Source organism: Alteromonas sp. 5E99-2, assembly GCF_017368475.1.
In the GTDB taxonomy this organism is placed as follows: Bacteria; Pseudomonadota; Gammaproteobacteria; order Enterobacterales; family Alteromonadaceae; genus Alteromonas_F.
Genome location: NZ_JAFNJE010000001.1, coordinates 162,823 through 186,083, shown reverse-complemented (window position 1 = coordinate 186,083; position 23,261 = coordinate 162,823). Strand labels below are relative to the sequence as shown.

Sequence of the window (23,261 nt, the reverse complement as noted above, 5' to 3'; positions counted from 1 at the left end):
TAGCTGTGTCTGCTAATATTAAGAAACCATCAATTTTATTTGTATGCTACGCCAATATTTGTCGCTCCACTACGGCAGAAGCTGTGTTTCGGCATAAGGCGTTGAATGCAGGTCTCGATTGTAAAGTTGATTCGGCAGGCACACATTGTGTTCATCCCGGTAAGCCTGCGGACAAAAGGTCGCAGAAAGTGGCAAGGGATAAAGGCTATAGTTTTGCTGGAATTCAAAGTCGTAAAGTAGTAATGGAAGACTTAGAAAACTTCGACTATATCCTTCCTATGGACTCTTCTAACCTTGATAACCTGATTGCTTTAGGCAATGAAGAAACTGCTAAAAAAACGCAGTTACTTATGAGTTATGCAAATGAAAATATTCGAAGTAGAGTCGTTGATGTTCCTGATCCTTATAGGGGAGGAATGAGAGGTTTTGAAATCGTATTAGAGTTAATTGAATATGCTAGTGAAGGGTTAATTAATCACATTAATCAAACACGCTGAAAACGTTTTACGCTAACAAGCTAAGCCCCATTTCATAGGTTATCAAACTGCTTTGAATATCGAGAATAGTAAAAGCTCGTACTACGACCTCTTGTAAGACTTCTTTCGGTCACGAAACTGGTTGCTGTAATTCCTAATAAAAAACAATTCACGCACTGCTTTGGTGCGACATTGCACTGCTTTGGTTTTTTTTGTCCAATGAGAAAATGTTTTCCCTTGGAGTACTTGGTTTCATCAAAGTGGATAGGATTTTGCTTGTGTAACCGAATAAGTTAATTTCTTGATGCTCAATTGTTGTATGGCCTTCGATTCTTGTCTTCAGGTGCTTCTCATTGAAAAAGACGCCGAAAAAGCGCAAAAAATGATAAACGCACTGGATCCCGAAAAATATTCTGTGACCCACTTGTCTTCTGGTAGCGCCGTTTTTTTGCGTTTGGTTGAAGAGTATCAGCCCGATTTAATTTTAATGGACGTTGAATCGCCAGACCGAGATATTGTTGAAAGCTTATCTGTTATGTCTGCGGCGAACCCGAAGCCTGTGGTGATGTTTTCACAAAATGAAGATACAGACACAATTAATTCGTTAGTTAAATCTGGGGTTAGTGCATATATTGTAGGAGACGTAGACCCTACGCGAGTGCGCACGATTATTGAAATTGCCTTAGCGCGCTTTGATGAACATCAGCAATTAAAGAATGAACTCGCCTCTACGCAACAGCAGTTAACTAAGCAAAAAACCGTAGAACAAGCAAAAATATGGCTAATGGAAACCAAAGGACTAACTGAGAAAGAGGCCTACTCTTTACTTCGTAAAAACGCTATGGACATGAGCCAAACTATAGAACACGTCGCGAAAAATATTTTGTCGGTCGCGACCATGCTGGATATGTAACATGACTCCCTTAACTCTGGGCTTTATGCCTCTTACCGATTGCGTACCATTAGTTGTCGCTAAGCATCTTGGCTTTTTTGAAAAGTGGGGACTAGATGTCACTTTATGTCGCCAGAATTCTTGGGCAACGCTAAGAGACAAGTTACACGCGAATTTAATTGATGGCGCTCACATGTTGGCGCCTATGCCTTTTGCGAGTGCATTGGGCCTTGGGGGACAAGCTGTAGATGTTGTTACTCCTTTTGTACTGAGCCGCCAAGGTAATGGGATTACACTTTCAAATCACGTATTTGAAGAATGTGTTGGTAAACATACTGCAGGTATTGAGTATTCATTGCCATTACCTGCATCTCGTCTTGCAAGGTTAATAGATGACAGAGCTCAAATAGGGAAAAAGCTGACGTTTGCTACTGTATTTCCTTATAGTTGCCATTTTTATCAGCTCCGTAGTTGGTTAGCTCAATATCATATTCCTATTGATGCCGTTAATGTCATTGTTGTGCCACCTTCTAAAATGGTAGATGCAATGAAACGAGGTGATATAGATGGATTTTGTGTAGGGAGTCCTTGGAATGCGCAAGCCGTTCGCTCAGGTATTGGAGTTACTGCGGTAACATCCTGCGATATATGGCCGGCGATGCCTGAGAAAGTGTTAGGGTTAAAGCGTACTTGGGGCGAAGAAAATGAAGCTTCTGTTGTAGCATTAATTGGTGCTCTTAGAGAAGCCTGTGCATGGTTAGTGCCTCTACCAAATCGTTTTGAAGCGGCACGTATGTTATCGGATAAAGCCTACTTAGATACTCAGCTAGACGTACTTACTCCATCTTTGCTAGGAAGTTGTTTAACGCAAGTTGGTCAAAATCCACGCTCGGTGCCCTTGTACAATTTATTTGGTCAAGAAAATGGTACTCATGATAATTGCCCTTCAATATCTCAAGGTGAATGGGTATTAAATCAAATGATATCCGCCGGCCATGTAAAAGAGGATGTAAGGTCTCAATCTTTTATTGCGTCAGTGTTTCGCGAAGATATCTATCATTGCGCTGTTAATGCGCAAACGATGCACCCAAAGAGTGAAGAGATCAGTGTGTGATGACTACGTCCTTAATTCAAGCTTTTGATTGTAAAGGGTTTTGTAATTTGGCATGAATTGTGTATAAATAGTTTTCGAAATCAAAAACTGCAACGGCGTAGTTTTCTGTAACATTAAAAATTTGATATTTAGCATCGAAGCTCACTAGCAACTGTTTTAAAAGCAACAGCGTGCAGTGGGCTTTTTTATTGGGAGAAATAAATGTTATCACTTCGCAAATTGATCGTCGCCGCTGCATGTACGTTGGCAGTGTCGGCCACGGCAGATGAATTGGGTTACCCCGAAAAAGAAGAGCTTACTTTTGGCTTTATCAAACTGACAGATATGGCGCCTATCGCTGTGGCTTATGAAAACGGGTATTTCGAAGACGAAGGCCTTTACGTAACAATTGAAGCGCAAGCAAACTGGAAAGTGTTGTTAGATGGTGTAGTAACTGGCCGTTTAGATGGCGCGCACATGTTAGCTGGACAGCCAATCGCCGCTACAATCGGTTATGGAACTAAAGCAAACATAATCACTCCTTTCTCAATGGATTTGAACGGTAATGGTATTACTGTTTCAAATGACGTTTGGGAAAAAATGAAGAAACATATTCCTAAGCAAGCGGATGGCAAGCCTGTTCATCCTATTAAAGCTGATGCGCTTAAGCCTGTAGTTGAAGAAATTCATGCAGCGGGTAAACCGTTCAACATGGGGATGGTTTTCCCTGTATCTACCCATAACTATGAGTTGCGCTACTGGTTAGCTGCTGGTGGTCTTCACCCTGGTTACTATGCACCTCATAAAGGTGATACTTCAGGTCAACTAGATGCTGATGTTTTACTTTCAGTAACACCTCCACCGCAAATGCCTTCTACGTTAGAAGCTGGAACGATTAGCGGGTATTGCGTAGGCGAGCCGTGGAACCAACAAGCCGTATTTAAAGGTATCGGTGTTCCAGTAGTGACTGATTACGAAATTTGGAAAAACAACCCAGAAAAAGTATTCGGTATTACAGAAGAGTTTGCTGAAAAATACCCCAATACCACTATCCGTTTAGTTAGAGCTATGATCCGTGCGGCTAAATGGTTAGATGAAAACGATAATGCTAACCGCCCTGCGGCAGTTAAAATCTTGTCTCAGTCTAACTATGTTGGTGCAGATTACGACGTAATTGCAAATAGTATGACGGGCACATTTGAATATGAAAAAGGCGATAAACGTTCTGTACCTGACTTCAATGTGTTCTTTCGTTACAACGCGACTTTCCCTTACTACTCAGACGCAATTTGGTACCTAACTCAGATGCGCCGTTGGGGACAAATCAGCGAAGACAAGCCTGATAGCTGGTACAAAGATATTGCCGCGAAAGTATATCGTCCTGATTTATATCAAAAGGCGGCTGAATCTCTTATTGAAGAAAAACTAGTTTCTGCAAGCGAATTCCCTGACTTTGCAACAGAAGATGGGTTTAGACCTCCGCAAACACATTTCATTGACAACATAGTGTATGACGGTAAAGCGCCTAACGCTTATATCAACAAGTTTGCGATTGGCTTGAAGAAAGGCGACAAGCTATGAATGCATTGATTCAGCGATTTACAGGTGCTGCGGAGTCAGGCGAAAGCCTGCCTCTACAGGCCTTGGCTATTCTTAAGCAAGTTGCTTTACCCGTTTTGGGGATAGCTGCGTTCTTGTTACTTTGGGGATTATTGGCAAAACAGGTTGATACGTCTTTAGGTAGTTTTCCGGGGCCGGCATCAGTTGCTGAACAAGTAAAAAACTTATACCAAGAACATGTCGCTGAACGTGCTAAAGCTGACGCATTTTACGAGCGTCAGGAAAAAAGAAATGCTGATCGTGTTGCGAAAGATCCAAACTACGTACCTAAAGTTCGTGCTTACACAGGTAAAGAGACGTTTCTTGATCAAATTGGGACTAGTTTAGTTACCGTTATGAGTGGATTTTTATTGGCAGCTTCATTCGCTATTCCTTTGGGAATTGCTGTGGGTCTGAGTAAGCCACTTAACGAAGCTATTAACCCAATCATACAAATATTTAAACCCGTCTCTCCTTTAGCCTGGTTACCCTTGGTAACTATGGTTGTGAGCGCTTTATATGTGTCGGATGACCCCTTTTTTGCGAAGTCGTTCGTTAACTCGGTTATCACTGTAATGTTGTGCTGTATTTGGCCAATGGTCATTAACACATCTATAGGTGTTTCTAGTGTTAATTCTGATTGGGTAAATGTAGGCAAAGTACTTCGTTTGTCACCTTTGAAAAATATTCAAAAGATCGTTTTACCTGCGTCCATTCCAGCTATTTTTACAGGTATGAGAATGTCATTAGGTATTGCTTGGATGGTATTGATTGCGGCAGAAATGCTAGCGCAAAACCCAGGTCTAGGTAAATTCATATGGGATGAATTCCAAAATGGTAGTTCGTCTTCATTGAGCAGAATAATGACGGCAGTGTTGGTGATTGGCGTTATCGGGTTTCTATTAGATCGTGGCATGTTAATGATTCAGCGTTGGGTATCTTGGGATAAGTCTCAAGCTGCTAGATAAACTGAATTAACGGAAACTAATTTAAGAGAAGCATTAAAATGAAATCATTTTTAGATATCAGCAAAATTGATGTAACGTTTCCTACTCCAAAGGGAGAGTTCACAGCATTAAAAGAAGTGGACTTACAAATTCAAAAAGGTGAATTTGTTTCTCTCATTGGTCATTCAGGCTGCGGTAAATCAACTGTGTTAAACGTTATAGCCGGTTTGGTTCAAGCTAAAAACGGTGGTGTGATTCTAAACCAACGTGAAGTCAATGAGCCAGGCCCTGAACGTGCAGTTGTTTTTCAAAACCACTCGTTACTACCCTGGTTAACGGCATACCAAAATGTTGAACTTGCTGTTAAACAAGTTTTTGGCAAAAGCAAGTCACCAGCTGAAACTAAGGAATGGATTGAGCATAACTTAAAGCTTGTGTACATGGACCATGCAATGCAAAAACGACCCGATGAAATGTCTGGCGGTATGAAGCAGCGTATTGGTATTGCACGAGCCCTAGCGATGCAACCTGAAGTGTTACTAATGGATGAACCTTTTGGTGCACTTGATGCGTTAACTAGAGCACATCTACAAGACTCTCTCATGGAAATTCAAGACGAACTGAAAAATACAGTGGTTATGATTACCCATGATGTAGATGAAGCCGTTTTGTTGTCTGACAGAATAGTGATGATGACCAATGGGCCTGCTGCAACAGTGGGTGAAATTTTAGATGTGGATTTGCCTCGGCCAAGAGACAGACTTGCACTCGCAAACGATCCGCACTATAACCATTTACGTTCAGAGGTTTTAACTTTCTTGTATGAAAAGCAAGCCAAGGTACAGCCGGTGAAAGCAAAAAAAAAGCCTAGTGTAGTGTCGACTAATTCACATGTGGCATAACACGTTATTAAAAAATTTCTAAAAATTAAATTGGATTTAAACACTATGAAAAACACCAAAAATTTAATTACTTGCGCCATTTTAGGTGCTTCAATTTTAGCTGCGGGTAATGTTGCTGCTGAAGATTTCTTAAGCGCAAAAGCTGATTTTCGCCTCCGCTATGAAAACATTACAAATGATGATGCAAATAGAACGGCAGATTCATTGACACTTCGTACAACCATCAGTGTGAAGTCTAAAGATATTAATGGTTGGTCTGGTTTTGTTGAGCTAGAAGACGTGCGAAGCGTTCTTGGCGTTGATTCTCGTAATGCAGCATTTCCAATCACCGGACAAGGCACACCTGGTTTTTCTATCATAGCTGACCCAGAAACAACCGAGTTAGATCAAGGTTATATTCAGTATAAAAGTGACCAAGTAACGGCTAAAATCGGTCGCCAAGTAATAACGCTGGACGATCACCGCTTTATTGGTCATGTAGCATGGCGTCAAGACAAGCAGACATTTGATGCTGCGTCTGTAGTTTACACTCCAACTAAAGAAATAAACGTTACCGCAGCTCTTGTTACTCAGCGTAATCGTATTTTCGCAGAAGATGCAGATTTAGATTCGAATGACATTTTCATTAACGCTTCATACAAAACATCTGCGGGTAAAATCACAGCTTACTCTTATTTATTAGATGAAGACGAAACAAACAACACCCTTGATACTTATGGTGTTGCATTTAGAGGTGGAAAGCCAATAAATGACAATGTGTCAGTAACCTATTTAGCCGAGTTTGCTACGCAAACATCAGAGACTGCTGCAGGCGAGTTTGATGCAGACTTTTTCCGTTTTGAAGGTGGTGCAGCCTTTAGTGGTTTGAATGCAAAAATTGGTTTTGAATCTTTGGGTTCTGATGACGGCCAGTTTGGCTTTTCTACACCTTTAGCAACGTTACATAAATTTAATGGTTGGACTGACCAATTCCTAGGTACACCTGCTGTTGGCCTTGAAGATTTTTACGTATCTTTGGCTGGTAAAGTGTGGGGTGGCTCATGGTTAGTTCGTTATCACGACTTTAATGCCGAATCAGCAAGTGAAACACTTGATGAGCTAGGTTCAGAATTAGAACTTCAATACACCAAGAAGTTCAAAAATGGTATTTACTCTGGCATAAAAGCCTCATTTTACTCTGCTGACGATTTTGCTGTAGATGAAGATGCGGTTTGGCTATGGGTAGGTAAAACTTTCTAAGGAGCTTTTAAATGAGCATTTCGCAACACATTGTCGTAGTCGGCAACGGTATGGTGGGTAACCACTTCGTCGAAGAAGTGGTAAAACTTCGAGAATCTACAGATACGCGTATTACTGTTATCTGTGGGGAGCCAAATCTTGCCTATGACCGTGTACATTTGTCAGAGTTCTTCGGCGGTAAAACTGCTGCAGATTTAGCTATGATTACACAAGAGCAATACGACGAATGGAATGTTGAAGTGCTCACGAGTACGCTTGCGACTAATATTGATACGGAAAGTAAAACGGTTACTACTAACACCGATAAAACGATTTCCTATGATCACTTAGTCATGGCGACCGGCTCTTACGCGTTTGTTCCACCTATTCCAGGCCATGAACAACCACATTGTTTAGTTTATCGCACCCTTGAAGATCTAGTAGATATTCAAGAATCGGCTTCGCAAAGTAAAGTTGGCGTCGTTGTTGGAGGTGGTTTACTTGGTTTAGAAGCAGCAAACGCGTTGCAAAACCTAGGCTTACAAACTCATGTCGTTGAATTTGCCCCTCAATTGATGGGCGTTCAGCTAGATGAGGCGGGCGGCCGAGTATTGCGTTCAAAAATTGAAGAACTCGGTGTTCAAGTGCATACGGGCTGTGCGACGCAAATAATCGAAGCAGGTGAAACATGTCGCTACCGCATGAATTTTGCGGATGGTCGTTATCTTGAAACCGATATGATTTTGTTTTCTGCTGGTATTCGCCCTTACGATCAACTTGGCAGAGATGCTGAAATGGCTGTAGGCGAAAGAGGCGGGATTGCGATTGATGCATCTTGTAAGACATCGGCTCCGGATGTTTATGCAATTGGTGAGTGTGCAGCGCTAAATAACTTCTGTTACGGCTTGGTTGCGCCAGGTTATTCAATGGCAAAAGTCGCTGCACGTCACATTCTTCAAACTGATATTGAAAATGCTGAGTTTGCTGGTGCTGATATGAGTACTAAGCTAAAACTACTCGGTGTAGAAGTAGGTAGTATTGGTGATGCCCACGGTAAAACTGAAGGCGCGCTAGCTTACATCTACGAAAATCAGCCGGAAGGCGTTTATAAAAAGATTGTAATCTCTGAAGATAAAACAACACTACTTGGTGCTGTTTTAGTCGGAGATACCTCAGAATACGATACGCTTTTACAATACATGCTTAACAGCATTGCATTGGAAGATTCTCCTGAAGCACTTATTTTGCCAATGGCAGATAACAAACCAGGTTTAGGTGCAGATGCATTACCTGAAACCGCGGTAATTTGTTCATGCCACAACGTAACCAAAGGCGACATCATTAGTTCTATTGATGAAGGTGCGTGTAGTGTTGGTGACGTTAAAACATGTACTAAAGCAGCCACGGGTTGTGGTGGTTGTGCGGCTTTACTTAAGTCTGTTGTTGATGCTGATTTGGAAGGTCGTGGTGTTGAAGTAAGTAAAGACATTTGTGAGCATTTTGCTTATAGCCGTCAAGAGCTTTATGACATCATCAAAGTGAATGAAATTAGAACCTTTGAAGGTTTATTAGAAAGTCATGGTAAAGGCGAATTAGGTTGTGAAATTTGTAAGCCTGCAGTAGGTTCAATTTTAGCCTCTGTATGGAATGATTACGTTTTAGAGCCAGTACATATTCCTCTTCAAGATACTAATGATACCTACTTAGCCAATATGCAAAAAGACGGTACTTATTCTGTAGTTCCCCGTATTCCAGGTGGTGAAATTACTCCTGAAAAGCTCATTGTTATTGGTGAAGTAGCGAAAAAATATAATCTTTATACCAAGATTACTGGTGGTCAGCGTATCGATTTATTCGGTGCTCGTATCGACCAACTTCCAGGCATTTGGGAAGAACTCATTGCTGCTGGAATGGAAACGGGACACGCCTATGGTAAGTCACTGCGTACGGTGAAATCTTGCGTAGGTAAAACCTGGTGTCGCTACGGTGTTCAAGACAGTGTAGGTATGGCTATTTTCCTAGAAAATCGCTACAAAGGCCTGCGGGCTCCACATAAAATTAAATTTGCTGTGTCTGGCTGTACTCGCGAATGTGCTGAAGCACAAAGTAAAGATATAGGCGTAATCGCAGTAGATAATGGTTGGAACTTATACGTATGTGGAAATGGTGGGATGAAGCCTCGTCATGGTGATTTGTTTGCAACAGACTTAGATGACGAAACATTAGTTAAATATATTGATCGTGTATTGATGTTTTATGTAAAAACTGCTGATCGTTTACAACGTACATCAGTATGGATGGACAACCTAGAAGGCGGTCTAGATTACCTAAAAGAAGTGGTTATAGAAGACTCACTTGGGTTTGGTGAAACACTTGAATCACAAATGGATAATGTTGTTGAAACGTACCAGTGTGAATGGAAAACCACCATAGGTAACCCAGATTCTATGAAGCGTTTTCGCCAGTTTGTTAACTCTAAAAAAACAGATACAAATATACAATTTGTGGATGAGCGCGGACAAATTCGCCCTGCCACAGAAGCTGAAAAACTTAGTGAGATCGATATTAAGGAAGTGCAATGAGCCAACAAGAAAAACAATGGCGCCCTGTCTGTAACGTTGAAGATTTAATCAATGATTCAGGGGTTTGTGTTCTTATCAACGAAGATACAGAAGACGAACAACAAATTGCATTATTCTGTATTGGTGAAAACAAGTTATTTGCTGTTAGTAATTACGACCCGTTTGGTAAAGCCAATGTGCTTTACCGCGGTATTGTAGGTTCGTTGGGCGGGCGCTATGTTGTCGCTTCGCCTCTTTACAAGCAACATTTCGATTTAGAAAGTGGTCAGTGCACCGAAGATGAGTCAGTTTCCATTGAAGCTTACGATGTTCGTGTAAATGGAAACTCAGTCGAGATGTGCTGGTGAAAGATATTTTGCTCGACTCACCCGAACCACAAGCATTAGTTTCAACTACATGCGCATATTGTGGGGTAGGGTGCGGTGTGGATGTTTACCTTAGCCAGGATGGCACACCCGTTTCACTCGAAGGAACAAAGGAACATCCCGCCAACTATGGTCGCTTGTGCGTTAAAGGCACACACCTCTTGGACACGGTGAGTACAAGTGACAAAGAAAGTGGCCGGCTGCATTCTCCCAAGGTAAATGGTGAGATTTGCAGTTGGTCTGATGCCACTGATACAGTGGCAGAAAAACTTTCTTCTATAATAAAAAAGCATGGACCAGATGCGGTAGCGTTTTACGTATCTGGTCAATTGCTTACTGAAGATTACTATATCGCAAACAAGTTAATGAAAGGCTATATTGGCAGCGCTAATATAGACACCAATTCTCGTCTATGTATGTCTTCCGCAGTCGCAGGCTACAAGCGTGCGTTTGGTGAAGACGTAGTCCCCTGCGATTACGAAGATTTAGGTTTAACCGACATGCTAGTGCTTGTTGGTTCAAACGCAGCTTGGACACACCCTGTATTGTTTCAACGGGTTGAACGTGCGAAAAAGCAGCGTCCTAATTTAAAAATTGTTGTTATTGACCCCAGAAAAACCGCATCTGTTTCATTAGCAAACTTACATTTACCCATTAAACCGGGCAGTGACGGCGCAATATTTAATGGTCTTTTGCATTTTATTGAAAAAAATGATGCCCTAGATCGGAATTTTATTGCGAAACACACCGAAGGATTTGAAAGTGCATTGGCGGAAGCCGAGCAATGGACTATTGAAAAAACAGCGCTATTTTGTGATTTGCCTGAAAGCGATTTAGCGTGTTTTTATCAATGGTTTTGTGAAAACCAACGTGTCATTACCTTTTACTCTATGGGAATTAATCAGTCCGGCTCTGGTGTTGATAAATGTAACAGCATCATAAATTGCCATTTGGCTACAGGGCGGTTATTAAAGCCAGGTGCTGGGCCCTTTTCTATTACCGGCCAACCAAATGCAATGGGTGGCAGAGAAGTGGGTGGTTTAGCTAACCAACTTGCTGCTCATTTAGATATAGAAAACCCTGAGCACAGAGAAAAAGTGCAATCGTTTTGGCAGTCGCCAACGCTTTGTGACAAACAAGGCGCAAAAGCGGTTGATATGTTCGATGATATCGCCAGTGGAAAAATTAAAGCAGTATGGGTTATGGCCACAAACCCTGCAGTGAGCTTACCCAATTTAAACGCGATTAAAGACGCGTTATCAAAGTGCGAATGCGTGATTGTTTCCGATTGCGTAAGTAAGAACGATACTATTGAGTTTGCCGATATTGTGTTGCCTGCTACGGGGTGGTCTGAAAAAGATGGCACAGTAACAAATTCAGAAAGACGAATTTCCAGACAACGTGGAATTATGAAACCTTTTGGTAATGCACGTCATGATTGGGACATTATGTGTGATGTTGCAACCAAAATGGGGTTTGATGGATTTGATTTTAATCATCAAAGTGAAGTCTTTGATGAATGGGCAAGAATGACCGCTAGTGTTAATAAAGACAGTATGCAGCTTAATTTAGCGCCTTTGGTTGGTTTGTCGTTGCAAGAATATAATCAGTTATCGCCTGTGCAATGGCCATTTAATAAAAACGGCGAATCCGTTAGACCTTTTGAGAACAAACGTTTTAGTACACCTAGTGGTAAAGCGAAATTTATTGCTATTACGCCACGTTTACCCAAGTTGGACACGAGCGAAGCGTATCCTTTCGTTATGAATTCGGGTCGTATGCGTGACCAATGGCATACCATGACGCGCACAGGAAGAGCATCCGCACTAAGTCAGCATACGCCGTTTTCCATTTTGCAGCTTCATTCAAGTACTGCTTCAGAAAAGAATATTAGAAATGGCGACATTGTTGTTGCTAAAAGTGAGTTTGGCGAAGCTCAAGCTTATGCACAAATTACAGACTCAGTGCGCGAAGATGGCTGTTTTATGCCGATTCATTTTAATAAACAGTTTTCATCTAGTGCATCCGTTAGCGCTTTATATAGTTCTGTCGCCGATCCGATATCTGGCCAACCCGAGAGTAAACAGGTACCCGTCTCCCTGACTAAGGCAATGTACAAACAGTATGTTTCTGTTTTCTCAAATGTTGGGATTTCAACCGATGCAGCATTCTGGGTAAAAGCTCTTCGACAGAACTCTTTTCATTACGAAATGGCGCTTAATGACGAAATATTTTCACTGCATGGGTGGTCTCAATCTCAGACTAGAGATTATGACAGCTTGCAAGGTGAGTGGATTAGTGCCAGCCAAGGTAACGCGCAAGTTTCAATTTTGATGAAAGATAAAAAACTGCTTTGGGCGAGTTTTCTTTTTACTGACCGAGAAGCTCAGCAAGCATTACCAGCAGACTGGGTGAATGAGTGCTTTGAGAAAGTATTAGATTTCTCTACTGTTACGTCTCTGCTACAAGCAAAACCGGACGATAGTTTCTTAAAAGGGCGATTAATTTGCAGTTGCTTTAAAGTCCATGAAAAAGACATTGAAGAGGCTGTTATTGCCGGTGCAAATACGGTTACTGCGTTAGGCGACACCTTAAAATGTGGTACCAATTGTGGCTCGTGTAAAAGTGAACTACAACAAATTATCGATGACAATATTATTCCAGTACGGAGAGTAAGCTAGTGACCTTTGTACTTCACTTTAGAAAAATGTTTGGCAATTTTTTTGAAACGAACGACGTGGATTCTGGTGCTGTTTTAGATAACCGACGTCATTCTACCGATTGTAATTCTAAAGAAGAAACTAAGGGTAAAGTTTATTTAATTGGTGCCGGCCCTGGTGATCCTGAATTGTTAACGGTTAAAGCCCACAGACTAATTCAGCAAGCCGACGTGATCTTAATTGATTGGCTTGTTGGTGACGCTTTGTATCCTTTGTTTCCCGATCATGCTGAGCGAATTTTTGTTGGTAAAAAGTGCGGTAAGCACAGTATGAAACAAGATGACATTAATGCACTCATGGTTAAAAAGGCCCAATCTGGTGCTACGGTTGTTCGATTAAAAGGGGGAGACCCCAGTATCTTTGGTCGTCTAGCAGAAGAAACCGATACCCTTACTCAGTGTGGTGTTCCTTTTGCTGTTATTCCAGGTGTCACTGCTGCATCAGGTGTTGCAGCGTATTCAGGTATTCCTTTGACGCATCGAGAGTGTTCGCAATCGGTTAAGTTTGTTACCGCCCATTTAAAAGACGGAAGTATGGGGGCAGATTGGTCCCATTTAGCCAAAGACCCCAGCACATTGGTATTTTATATGGGGTTAAATCGCGTATCTCAAATTCAAGACGCTTTGGTCAAGCACGGTATGCGTGCAACTATGCCTATTGCTGTAGTTGACCAAGGTACGACTCAAAATCAACAGGTTGTTTGTTCTACCTTAGACGATTTAAATGCCAAGGAAGCCTTGAAAGACTTCGCCGGACCCGCTTTAATCGTAGTAGGAGAAGTGGTTAGTCGTAGACAAGCAGTAGATTTGGCACTTTTATATCAGACTGCTTAGTGAATGATTGACCCAACTATTTGGTAATGTCGAGAGTATAACTATGTCTGTCCGTGACGATTCGGTACTGTTTGAAAATATAAAAAGCTATATTTCATTAGTTGGCCGTGGCCAAAAATCAGGCAAAACCCTTAGCCAAAATCAAGCTGAACATTTGATGTCAGAATTGCTATTAGGTAAAGCATTACCTGAGCAAATGGGCGCAATACTTATGTTGTTGCGTATGCGCGAAGAAACTGCCGATGAACTTGCAGGGTTTTTAAAAGCATGCAGAAACAAATCCTCTTTGGCTTTAAATCACGCAATTAGTTATGACTTTGGTGCCTATGCTGGCAAGCGCAGGCATTTACCTTGGTTTTTACTTGCGGTGATGGCCTTAGCTGAATCAGGTGAAAAAGTGTTTATACATGGTTTAGAAGAACAAGACTCTAATCGCGTGTACTTAGATTCCATATACCGAGATTTAGGCTGGTCTATGGCCTCATCGTCGTCTCACGCAAATACGCAATTAGACACCTTTGGTTTTAGTTACATGAGTATTAGTTGTTTTCACCCGTCTATGACCACGTTAATGCAAACTAGGCACACCCTAGGCTTGCGTTCTTGCATGCATTCGTTATCAAAAATGTTAAATCCCGCAAAGGCAAGCTGCAGTGTTCACGGTATTTTCCACCGAGATTTAGATAGCATGCATATCGATGTCGCTCATTTGTTACAAGATACCAATGTGGCCTGTATTCGAGGTGACAGTGGTGAAGTAGAAGCTACACCTGAAAAAGCATTTATGATGCACAGTTACGAAGACGGGCACAGCAATCAGCGAGAATATCCTATACTTTTAGATAACTGGGCATTGCAAACTCGAAAGTTAGGGGCGGCAGGTTTAAAAGATACATGGACAAGAAATAAAGTGTGTAAATACGGCGAACAAGCGGTTATTGGTACTCTAGCAGTTGCTTTAGCATGTAAGCACTCACTTTCAACTTCTGAATCTATTGATAAGGCAACATCCTTGTGGCACAGCCGCAGTGGTGTATGGCCAAATGTTCAGTAATGTCTACAGGTAACACATTTTCTGGATTAGTCCTTGCTGGTGGAACCAGTACTAGAATGGGCAAAGACAAGGCCATGCTAACCTATAAGGGCAAGCTTTGGCTTGATAATGCCGTGAACTTGTTGACTCAAGCGGGCGCAACTCCGTGCTGGGTGAATACACACCTTGATACACCCCATAAAAAAGTCACTGAACCCTTTCCCGATCAAGGCCCACTTTCGGGGATCTATGCGGGGTTAATGGCAACGACGCAGCCAATGTTGATCGTCCCCGTAGACATGCCAACGTTAACTACGGGGCAGTTGCAAGCCTTAGTCGACGCTGGAGAGAATAAAGAGTGTGTGTATTTTGAAGGCGCACCGCTACCCTGTTATCTAAAAAACACACCTCAACAGCGAGAGACAATAAAAAACATAGTGTCAGACGACACTGCCCGAAAATCCCTTTATTCGGCATGGCACCAGTTTAACGCTATACAGATTACTACCTCCCTTCCTTTAGATAACTTTAATACACCAGAAGATGTAACAGAACTAGAGTAGTTGCTTAGCTTGAGAAGTATACAATTCAACGTTATTGTACTTCTTTTAAACAGCTTAATAGCATACTTGATTAAGTTAAATTTTTTGGATTAATTATGTCTTTACGGTTTGAATGTAAACTATTTATAGCGGCTTTTCTGGTTGCTTTCGCCACTGCTTGTTCCTCTCCTCAAAGCTCGAGTGAACTAGAACGGTTAGCGGCCCGAGCAGAGCGAGTTGAAATTATTCGTGATGACTTTGGTGTTCCTCATATTTACGGTAAGACTGATGCCGATGCGGTTTTTGGTTTGTTATATGCCCAAGCGGAAGACGACTTTAAACGAGTGGAAAGAAATTATATTTGGGCAACAGGGCGATTAGCAGAAGTGGAAGGCGAAAGCGCACTGTACAGTGACCTTAGAGCGCGCTTGTTTATGACGGTAGAACAAGCTCAGTTAGCATATCAAAATGCACCTGAGTCTCTTAAAGCCTTGTGTGATGGGTTCGCTGATGGACTGAATTATTATTTAGCAACCCACCCTGAAGTTAAACCTGCGTTACTCACGCGGTTTGAGCCTTGGATGCCTATGTTCTTTTCTGAAGGTTCAATTGGTGGTGACATTGAGCAAATTTCTGTTAAAGGAATTGAGGGCTTCTATGAGGGGCGAGCCGATAATTTCGATACACCCGATTTGGCTATGGTAGAGCCCAGTGGTTCTAACGGTTTTGCGATTTCAGGCAAGCTAACTGAATCGGGAAACGCTATGTTATTGATCAACCCACATACCTCCTTCTATTTTAGACCCGAAGTACATGTAGTCAGTGAAGAAGGGTTAAATGCCTACGGTGCAGTGACATGGGGACAATTTTTTGTTTATCAGGGGTTTAATGAAAATAATGGTTGGATGCACACTTCAACCTATGTAGATTTTATGGACGAATATTTAGAAACCATGGTTAAACGTGAAGATGGTTTATATTATTCCTACGGAGAGGAAGAGCGCAAAGTTAAAACATCAAAAATAACCTTAAAATACCGAGATGGCGACGATGTGAAAGAGAAAACCTTTCCCGCTTTTCATACCCATCACGGACCGGTTACACATAAAATTGATGATAAGTGGGTAACGACTCGAATCAACTGGGACCCAGTCAATGCGTTGCAACAGTCTTTTATACGCACCAAAACCAGCAATCATGATGAATTTCGCCGTATGATGAATATACGTACTAATTCGTCTAACAACACAGTGTATGCCGATGCCAATGGTGATATTGCCTATTATCACGGTAATTTTATTCCGAAGCGGGACCCTAGTTTCGATTACTCGCAGCCAGTAGATGGTTCGAGCACCAAAACGGATTGGAATGGATTACACACTGTTGATGAAGCTATTACTTTATTAAACCCTGAAAATGGCTGGATCCAAAACGCAAATTCCACGCCTTTTACTGCTGCTGGCGCGTTTAGCCCTAAAAGAGAAGATTACCCTGCTTATATGGCACCTGATGATGAAAACTTTAGAGGGATCCACGCGGTTCAAGTACTAACGGGGGTATCAAACCTCACTCTAGATAAACTGATTGAAATTGCTTATGACCCTTATTTACCCGGATTTGAAAAGTTAATTTCTGGGTTAATAGAAGCTTATGATGGGTCTAGTAACCCGTCGGCTGCACTAGCCGAGCCCATTAATACATTGCGCCAATGGGATTACCGTGTTTCTGAGAATTCAGTCGCAATGTCTTTAGCTCATTTTTATGGCATGCAGTATTTAGCTGATGGCGAGCGTCCGAAAAATAAGAGCTTTATGGAAATTATTGACTATTTCGGTACGGATTCATTACCCGAAGAAAGAGTCAATGTATTCATGTCAGCAGTGAATAAATTAACTGCGGATTTTGGCCAGTGGAATACGCCTTGGGGCAACATTAATCGCTTACAAAGATTAACTGGAGATATAAAGCTGCCAGTTGATGATCTCCAGCCAAGTGTTCCTATTGGTCTTGCTTCGGGGCGATGGGGAGCATTAGCTGCATTTGGTGCTCGTAGTGTTAACGGCAGTAAGCGATTGTATGGGTACCGTGGAAATAGTTTTGTCGCCGTGGTGGAATTTGGTGAAAAAGTAAAAGCGAAATCACTGCTAGCGGGTGGTCAAAGTGGCGATCCAGCGTCGCCTCATTTCTATGATCAGGCCGAGCGCTATGCTCAAGGGAAATTCAAAGACGTGGCGTATTATAAAGATGATGTGGTGAAACGAGAGGTAGAGCGTTATCAGCCCGGCAAACGTTACACGGTAAGCGTGAATAACTAGCACGAACTGACAAGGTGCTCTGTTGAGAACCTTGTCAGTTGACGGTTTAAGTTAACCTGAATCCTGTTTAAGAAACGTTGCTCAATTCTAACAGCACCGAGTGTCAAGATTAAAATTAGCACTTTAAAACAAACACTTGCACCGTTCCTTAAACAGAATTCAGGTTAAATTAGAATTGGTATTCGATTCCCACTCGAATTGAGCGGGGTTGTAATACATGTAGGTGAATATCTTCAACAGGTTCTGTTTCACCGGGTAACTGGCTTTCATAGAAGTAATCAATGTCTGAATCGTTACTGTTAAACACGTTCAAAATATCGAAAGTCAGATTGGTTTGCGGCGACAAGGTAATGCCAAGTCTCAAGTTCGTTAATCGACTAGGATCTGAAACCGCACTTTCATCTTCAATTAACGGGCGATCACCAAAATAGCGATACTGTGCACTGGCAAACCACGTTGGTTGTTCATAGGTTACGCCTGCTTGAAACACTTCGTTAATTGAACCAGGAATAGCGTTAGCACTGCTTGGTTCATCTGAAAACTCTGAGTCGGTGTAAGCGTATTCTAGGTTTACCGTCCAGTCTTCTGTTGGGTGATAATAGACTGTGGCTTCAACGCCATAGCGAGAAGACGCACCACTTGCTTCTGTGTTACCCGCATCACCAACGAAAACCAGTTCGCTGTCTAAATCTAAGGTCCACAGTGCCAGTGAAGCATTAATTTTATGGTTGATATTCGCTTTTAGGCCAAGCTCATAACCAAATGAAGACACAAGCGGGTCTACTGGTGTGATGGTATCGCCAGAAACAGGATCCAATGACGATATGGTGCCTCTAGCATCGTTAGAATGAAATCCTTGGCCAGCTGACGCGTAGGCTTCGAAGTGGTCATTTATGCTATAAATAATGCTGCCTTTAACAGACAATAAACCATCGTTTTCAGTGCCGTTGTTTTGGCCTACATTAACGTTGTTTATGTTGGTTTCGATAAGAGAGTCCACATCGAAGGTAAAGAAGTCGTAGCGAGCACCGATTTTAACGCGAAGTTTGTCACTCAATAGGGTTTGATTGTCCCAAAATGCAGAATAGCTTGATTCATTCACTGTATCTAACCTTACCGCTCCTCTGCGCACTCGCTCTGTGGTTTCAAATAAACCGACTTCGTCTATGTCGTCGGTGCGAAATTGTAGACCGAATGTGTTAACTGTATTGTATTGACCTAGGGTGCCGTATAAGGTTTTATTTATTTCACCGCCGTATACTCTGCGACTATCAACTTGCTCAAATTGATCGCCAAATTCTGGGTTCTCCAAAAAGAATGTAAAATTAGAATACAAGGTGAAATCGTAATCTATGGCGTAAGCAGAAATACGCAAGGTATCGGATTCCCAAATCGCATTTAGACTGTAGCGGCTGCTTTCTCCGCCAAGTGTTGTATCGATAGAACCAAAGCGAGAAATAAGCCCTTGTTCCACAGCCCTAAGAGGGATTTGGTCAGCGCTATTCCATTCGTTGTCATAGCCCATAAAAGAAACCGATAAATTTCCCCCAAGTACCGCTTGGCTGTATTTAACAAACACATTGGTTTTGTTTACGTCTTCTTCAATATCAGTCCATGGGCCGTCGTACTTCTGGTGCTCAATGGCATAAACTAAGTTACCTTCACCAATTTGCGTATCTTGCATGAAAAAGCCACGTAAATAGCCAAATTCGCCTGCAGTAACAGACACTTTTGAATTAGGCGATTTGGAAACCGTGGATAAGTGCGCGCTACCTGCACCACTAAAGTCACCGACTTCGGTGTAATATGCGCCTTTTTTGTATTGTAGTGAGCCAACAAGTTCAGGAATAATGAAGTTGAGGTCAGTGTAACCTTGACCATGGCCGTGAGTTCGAAAGTTCACAGGCATACCATCAACGAATGTCGCAAAATCAGTTCCGTGGTCAAGGTTGAAACCACGTAAAAAATACTGATTCGCTTTGCCGCTTCCACTGTGTTGGGTAACCACCATTCCAGGAACTAGTTCAAGTACTTCCCCTGTGCGTAATAGTGGACGTTTAGCGATTTCCTCTTGACTGATATAACCCTCTGAGGCGGATATTGCCTCACCAAATAAACTGTCGTCTCTGCCTTTTACGGTCAAAATTTCAAGCTCTTCAGACGTATTTTCTTCAGAGTCTGGGTGAGCTAAAGTTGATGATGAGTGACCTGCTAAAACGAATAAGGTGAATAATAAATGTGGATGCTTCAAGGGGAATACTCTTCGGTTGAAATTCGATAACAATAGCGAAAAAATGCGCAGAATCAGCGCAAAAATAATGGTAAACCTGTTTAAATCCTTTTTAAAATGAAGGGGCCAGAGAAAAAATCAAGCTCATTCTATTAATGTATGTCTGTAAATCAACTTTTTTTCGGTTAAATGCGTTAAACATAGAAATTTACGGGATTATCACGCACAATATTGGGGTAATTCACCATCGAACATAATAGAGGGCAATACATGTATAAGTTAGTGTTGATTCGACACGGGGAAAGCCAGTGGAATTTAGAAAACCGATTTACTGGATGGCATGACGTAAACTTAACCGACACGGGTATCGCACAAGCGAAAACCGGCGGCGAGCTAATGAAAGAGGCTGGTTTTGAATTTGACTTGGCGTTTACTTCTGTACTGACTCGTGCGATTAAAACGCTGAATATTGCACTTGAAGAAATGGGACAGTCCTATGTTCCCGTTCAACGTCACTGGCGTTTGAACGAACGTCATTATGGTGCACTTACCGGTCTTGATAAAGCGGAAACGGCTGCAAAACACGGTGATGAGCAAGTTAAAATTTGGCGTAGAAGTTTTGATACACCACCTCCAGCCATTGAAGACAGCAGTGAGTACTTTCCGGGTCAGGACCGTCGCTATAACAATGTAGATAGTTCTATTTTGCCTCGTGCAGAAAGTTTAAAACTCACTATTGAACGTGTTCTACCATACTGGCATGACGCAATTCGTCCAGCAATTCAAAGTGGTCAAAACGTGATTATTGCTGCTCACGGTAATAGTTTACGTGCTCTAGTGAAATACCTAGATGGCATGAGTGACGAAGAAGTACTTGAACTAAATATACCTACTGGTGTGCCTTTAGTGTATGAATTAGACGAAAACATGAAGCCCATTTCTAAAAACTACTTGGGCGACCAAGCTGCCTTGAAGGCAAAAATGGACGCTGTTGCCAATCAAGGTAAAGCGAGCTAAACAATCTAAAGCGCCCTTGAGGCGCTTTTTTCTTTATAGTTATTGATACGTTGTTAGTTGTTTTAGGTGTTCTCTATGCAAAAATCGTTTGTTTTTTTCCTTTTGTTAAATGTCGTTATTCTGGGAGGCTGTGGCGTGACTCCCATTCCTACGGAGACAATTAAACACAGCTATACGCCAAATAGAGGAGAAACCATATCTATTTTTGATGGGGCTTGCATTGAAGAGGCCTTATTAAAAGCCAAAGAAAAGTTTAATGATGAACCTTTAGTACTCGTCGATTCTAATGTGAGAGTTGATACTAGTGTGAATAGGCAATCACTCATGATCGTATGTGAAGTAGAAGTACAGATCCCAGAAGCCTTCCGCGATGAAACCTAACGCTGCAATTTATTTTTAGGTAATACCAATACACCTTGGGTGTATGCAGAAAGAGACACGCTTGTTTTTTGGTTGGTTTCACTTTTAATAGCCTAATTCTATGGCCAAGCGCCTCTTTTTTAATAACTATTTTGTAAAAAACCTCCCAATTTACTCTTCGAACAAATAAAGCTGTCTCCTTTTACAGACACTAAAATGAACCAGTATGTCTATATCTTTTGTAAGTCTTTGATTTTAAATGATAATATTTTTTGGCATTAATATTGATAAGTAAAATTAGAACCGGTTTATATGCAACCCAAAAAACTAATTCAGATAGGTTGCTAGTTTATTTTTAGGAGAAATTTCGTGAGAAAGCTGATGTTGCTCGTTGTATTACTTTTTATTCCCGCAGTTATATTACATGCCACAGGACAAACCTTACCCTTATTTGATCAGCTTGATGTAGATAGAAATGGTTTGTTAAATAAAGATGAGGCGAGCAAAGTAAAAGCACTTATTGCTATGTTTGATGAATTAGATGTGAATGGCGATCAATACTTAAGTCTGTCCGAGTTTGAAGCTCAATAAAGTAATTAATCAGTCCACATTTTCACTGTTTGAGCATTTCCACATGCTTGAAGGCCAAGGATGGCATTTTTTCTTTCTATTTACTCTTAGACCAACTGTCTCTATGGTGTATAGCTGTGATAATTAATATACAGTTGTTGTTGTGTTATTTAAAATCCAATCGTTAAAACAACTGCTTGTTGTTAGCTTTTCTTTGGTTCTTATTCCATTAGTTGCATTGCTATGGTATTCGAACTCTACTCTGAGTAGCATGGCAAGAGTCGCTGCAAGTGAGCCTATTCATGCGGTGAGCGTCACCCGCAATTTACACCAATTAGATCGTTTAGCTTTAGATATTGAACGCGCAACGAGACAGTATCAAATTGTCCGAAAAATTGAAGTTCAAGATTTGGTGCTCAACTATATTGAGCGTTATCAAGTGAATTTAGAGAGGCTTTGTAAAGCCACGTCTTTAGCGGCTTTATGTAGTGAAAATGAAGTGTTATTGATTTCACTGACTACAGTATATTCGGGAAATGAAGCTGAATTAACTCAAGCTCTATCGAAACTGCGGTTATCATTGAATCGGCTTAAAGATATGACCTATTCTCAACTAGATAAAAGGTTAGCGACGCAGCAAACTCATATGGAGCAAGTAAAAGCAAAACAAGCTTTTTTTACGATTACACTAATATCACTGTCGTTACTATTAGCCTTATATAGCAGTAGAAAAATTTTACAGCCGATACAAAAAATAGAAAAACTAATTGGTCAATTAACAGATAAAAAACACCATCTTTCTAGCATTTCTCATTCCGGGCCGGCAGAACTCATAAAGTTAGAACAGCAACTTCACCAGCTTGCTAAGCGTCTAAATCAATTAGAAACATTACGGCAAACCATGTTGAGACACGCCGCTCATGAATTAAAAACACCTCTTGCGAGCATCAAAGAAGGGTGTTCGCTTTTATCCGATGAAGTGTTGGGAGAACTTAATCCTAGGCAAAACGAAGTAGTGACATTGTTGCATACAAGCAGTGTGCGATTAGAAAGTTTGGTTGCCCAGCTTTTAGATTACACTGTGCTGTTACAGCAAACTGAACCGAATTTAGAAGCTATAGATTTATCGGTATTTTTAGAACATTTCCTTACTGACAATAAACTTGCCTTACAGCAAAATGGGCATACTGTTGAAGTGAAAATGGACATTGACACAGTGCATGCTGATGAAGTGTTATTGCGTCGAATTTTCGACAATGTTTTGTCTAATGCCATTGCTTATGGTGATACATCTGATGCGATTGTAATCAATATCTATAAAGAGGGTGAAGACCAAGTTATAGACATTTCAAATGCGGGCACAACTATTCCTGCGCAAGACAGAGAGTTATTGTTTAAACCATTTCATCGAGGACAGGAAATTCGGCACGATAGAGTTTCGGGTTCAGGTTTGGGACTTTCTATTGTGTCAGAATGTGCGGCGTTGATGCTTGGGAATGCCCGTTTTATTGACTCGGATTTCGCCGATATCTGTATTCGTGTAAAAATACCTGTTACTTAAGGAAGA

The 23,261-nt window shown here is 41.4% G+C and carries 19 protein-coding genes; 18 read left to right on the top strand and 1 reads right to left on the bottom strand.

Going from position 1 to position 23,261, the window contains the following annotated elements:
* Positions 1 to 5 precede the first annotated feature (5 nt).
* The 14 genes from J3L16_RS00860 to J3L16_RS00795 all read left to right on the top strand — a co-directional run bounded on the left by J3L16_RS00860 (position 6) and on the right by J3L16_RS00795 (position 17,517).
* The gene (locus J3L16_RS00860) at positions 6 to 497 is read left to right on the top strand and encodes a low molecular weight protein-tyrosine-phosphatase (protein WP_347564623.1); all 492 of its coding nucleotides are present in this window, start codon (positions 6 to 8) and stop codon (positions 495 to 497) included.
* A gap of 298 nt (positions 498 to 795) precedes the next feature.
* Positions 796 to 1,389, top strand: coding sequence for an ANTAR domain-containing protein (locus J3L16_RS00855; protein ID WP_207610975.1), 594 nt, complete (start codon positions 796 to 798; stop codon positions 1,387 to 1,389).
* 1 nt (position 1,390) lies between these two features.
* Entirely contained in the window at positions 1,391 to 2,482 is a 1,092-nt protein-coding gene (locus tag J3L16_RS00850; protein WP_207610974.1) for a CmpA/NrtA family ABC transporter substrate-binding protein, read from the top strand.
* A gap of 201 nt (positions 2,483 to 2,683) precedes the next feature.
* Complete coding sequence (locus tag J3L16_RS00845) at positions 2,684 to 4,042, top strand: CmpA/NrtA family ABC transporter substrate-binding protein (protein WP_207610973.1); 1,359 nt, start codon at positions 2,684 to 2,686, stop codon at positions 4,040 to 4,042.
* On the top strand, positions 4,039 to 5,028 hold the full coding sequence (locus J3L16_RS00840) for an ABC transporter permease (RefSeq protein ID WP_207610972.1): 990 nt from the start codon (positions 4,039 to 4,041) through the stop codon (positions 5,026 to 5,028). Before J3L16_RS00845 ends, J3L16_RS00840 begins: the two co-directional genes overlap by 4 nt.
* 38 nt (positions 5,029 to 5,066) lie before the next feature.
* Positions 5,067 to 5,909, top strand: coding sequence for an ABC transporter ATP-binding protein (locus J3L16_RS00835; RefSeq protein ID WP_207610971.1), 843 nt, complete (start codon positions 5,067 to 5,069; stop codon positions 5,907 to 5,909).
* Positions 5,910 to 5,954: 45 nt separating this feature from the next.
* Positions 5,955 to 7,148 carry an alginate export family protein gene (locus J3L16_RS00830; protein WP_207610970.1) on the top strand — a complete coding sequence of 398 codons (1,194 nt, stop codon included), beginning with the start codon at positions 5,955 to 5,957 and terminating at the stop codon, positions 7,146 to 7,148.
* An 11-nt stretch (positions 7,149 to 7,159) separates the two neighbouring features.
* Complete coding sequence (gene nirB, locus J3L16_RS00825) at positions 7,160 to 9,709, top strand: nitrite reductase large subunit NirB (protein WP_207610969.1); 2,550 nt, start codon at positions 7,160 to 7,162, stop codon at positions 9,707 to 9,709.
* Positions 9,706 to 10,056 (top strand): nitrite reductase small subunit NirD, encoded by a 351-nt coding sequence (nirD, locus tag J3L16_RS00820; RefSeq protein ID WP_207610968.1) that lies wholly within the window; start codon positions 9,706 to 9,708, stop codon positions 10,054 to 10,056. Before nirB ends, nirD begins: the two co-directional genes overlap by 4 nt.
* Positions 10,053 to 12,755: a nitrate reductase gene (locus tag J3L16_RS00815; RefSeq protein WP_347564621.1), complete on the top strand. Its 2,703-nt coding sequence runs from the start codon at positions 10,053 to 10,055 to the stop codon at positions 12,753 to 12,755. The genes nirD and J3L16_RS00815 overlap by 4 nt, the downstream gene beginning before the upstream one ends.
* A gap of 26 nt (positions 12,756 to 12,781) precedes the next feature.
* Entirely contained in the window at positions 12,782 to 13,627 is an 846-nt protein-coding gene (cobA, locus tag J3L16_RS00810) for a uroporphyrinogen-III C-methyltransferase (RefSeq protein WP_207610967.1), read from the top strand.
* 43 nt (positions 13,628 to 13,670) lie between these two features.
* On the top strand, positions 13,671 to 14,681 hold the full coding sequence (locus J3L16_RS00805) for a glycosyl transferase family protein (protein ID WP_207610966.1): 1,011 nt from the start codon (positions 13,671 to 13,673) through the stop codon (positions 14,679 to 14,681).
* The gene (locus tag J3L16_RS00800; protein ID WP_207610965.1) at positions 14,681 to 15,223 is read left to right on the top strand and encodes an NTP transferase domain-containing protein; all 543 of its coding nucleotides are present in this window, start codon (positions 14,681 to 14,683) and stop codon (positions 15,221 to 15,223) included. The genes J3L16_RS00805 and J3L16_RS00800 overlap by 1 nt, the downstream gene beginning before the upstream one ends.
* Before the next feature lie 95 nt (positions 15,224 to 15,318).
* A complete protein-coding gene (locus J3L16_RS00795) occupies positions 15,319 to 17,517 on the top strand; it encodes an acylase (RefSeq protein WP_207610964.1) in 2,199 nt (732 codons plus the stop codon).
* Positions 17,518 to 17,686: 169 nt separating this feature from the next.
* Here J3L16_RS00795 and J3L16_RS00790 read toward each other — a convergent pair whose 3' ends face one another.
* Positions 17,687 to 19,768 (bottom strand): TonB-dependent receptor, encoded by a 2,082-nt coding sequence (locus J3L16_RS00790; RefSeq protein ID WP_207610963.1) that lies wholly within the window; start codon positions 19,766 to 19,768, stop codon positions 17,687 to 17,689.
* A 249-nt stretch (positions 19,769 to 20,017) separates the two neighbouring features.
* Here J3L16_RS00790 and gpmA point away from each other — a divergent pair, with 249 nt between their 5' ends.
* The 4 genes from gpmA to J3L16_RS16505 all read left to right on the top strand — a co-directional run bounded on the left by gpmA (position 20,018) and on the right by J3L16_RS16505 (position 23,255).
* Positions 20,018 to 20,764 (top strand): 2,3-diphosphoglycerate-dependent phosphoglycerate mutase, encoded by a 747-nt coding sequence (gene gpmA / locus J3L16_RS00785; RefSeq protein ID WP_207610962.1) that lies wholly within the window; start codon positions 20,018 to 20,020, stop codon positions 20,762 to 20,764.
* Between the two features lie 75 nt (positions 20,765 to 20,839).
* Positions 20,840 to 21,145, top strand: a complete 306-nt coding sequence (locus J3L16_RS00780) for a hypothetical protein (protein WP_207610961.1) — start codon at positions 20,840 to 20,842, stop codon at positions 21,143 to 21,145.
* Positions 21,146 to 21,493: 348 nt separating this feature from the next.
* On the top strand, positions 21,494 to 21,715 hold the full coding sequence (locus J3L16_RS00775; protein ID WP_207610960.1) for a hypothetical protein: 222 nt from the start codon (positions 21,494 to 21,496) through the stop codon (positions 21,713 to 21,715).
* Positions 21,716 to 21,857: 142 nt separating this feature from the next.
* Positions 21,858 to 23,255: a HAMP domain-containing sensor histidine kinase gene (locus tag J3L16_RS16505; protein ID WP_207610959.1), complete on the top strand. Its 1,398-nt coding sequence runs from the start codon at positions 21,858 to 21,860 to the stop codon at positions 23,253 to 23,255.
* Positions 23,256 to 23,261: the final 6 nt, after the last annotated feature.

Bases quoted from the DNA above. Each gene is read 5' to 3' on its own strand.
- nirD (WP_207610968.1), top strand. From the start codon at position 9,706: ATGAGCCAACAAGAAAAACAATGGCGCCCTGTCTGTAACGTTGAAGAT.
- nirB (WP_207610969.1), top strand. From the start codon at position 7,160: ATGAGCATTTCGCAACACATTGTCGTAGTCGGCAACGGTATGGTGGGT.
- J3L16_RS00780 (WP_207610961.1), top strand. From the start codon at position 20,840: ATGCAAAAATCGTTTGTTTTTTTCCTTTTGTTAAATGTCGTTATTCTG.
- gpmA (WP_207610962.1), top strand. From the start codon at position 20,018: ATGTATAAGTTAGTGTTGATTCGACACGGGGAAAGCCAGTGGAATTTA.
- cobA (WP_207610967.1), top strand. From the start codon at position 12,782: ATGTTTGGCAATTTTTTTGAAACGAACGACGTGGATTCTGGTGCTGTT.
- J3L16_RS00830 (WP_207610970.1), top strand. From the start codon at position 5,955: ATGAAAAACACCAAAAATTTAATTACTTGCGCCATTTTAGGTGCTTCA.
- J3L16_RS00850 (WP_207610974.1), top strand. From the start codon at position 1,391: ATGACTCCCTTAACTCTGGGCTTTATGCCTCTTACCGATTGCGTACCA.
- J3L16_RS00855 (WP_207610975.1), top strand. From the start codon at position 796: ATGGCCTTCGATTCTTGTCTTCAGGTGCTTCTCATTGAAAAAGACGCC.
- J3L16_RS00800 (WP_207610965.1), top strand. From the start codon at position 14,681: ATGTCTACAGGTAACACATTTTCTGGATTAGTCCTTGCTGGTGGAACC.
- J3L16_RS00840 (WP_207610972.1), top strand. From the start codon at position 4,039: ATGAATGCATTGATTCAGCGATTTACAGGTGCTGCGGAGTCAGGCGAA.
- J3L16_RS00835 (WP_207610971.1), top strand. From the start codon at position 5,067: ATGAAATCATTTTTAGATATCAGCAAAATTGATGTAACGTTTCCTACT.
- J3L16_RS00845 (WP_207610973.1), top strand. From the start codon at position 2,684: ATGTTATCACTTCGCAAATTGATCGTCGCCGCTGCATGTACGTTGGCA.
- J3L16_RS00805 (WP_207610966.1), top strand. From the start codon at position 13,671: ATGTCTGTCCGTGACGATTCGGTACTGTTTGAAAATATAAAAAGCTAT.
- J3L16_RS00795 (WP_207610964.1), top strand. From the start codon at position 15,319: ATGTCTTTACGGTTTGAATGTAAACTATTTATAGCGGCTTTTCTGGTT.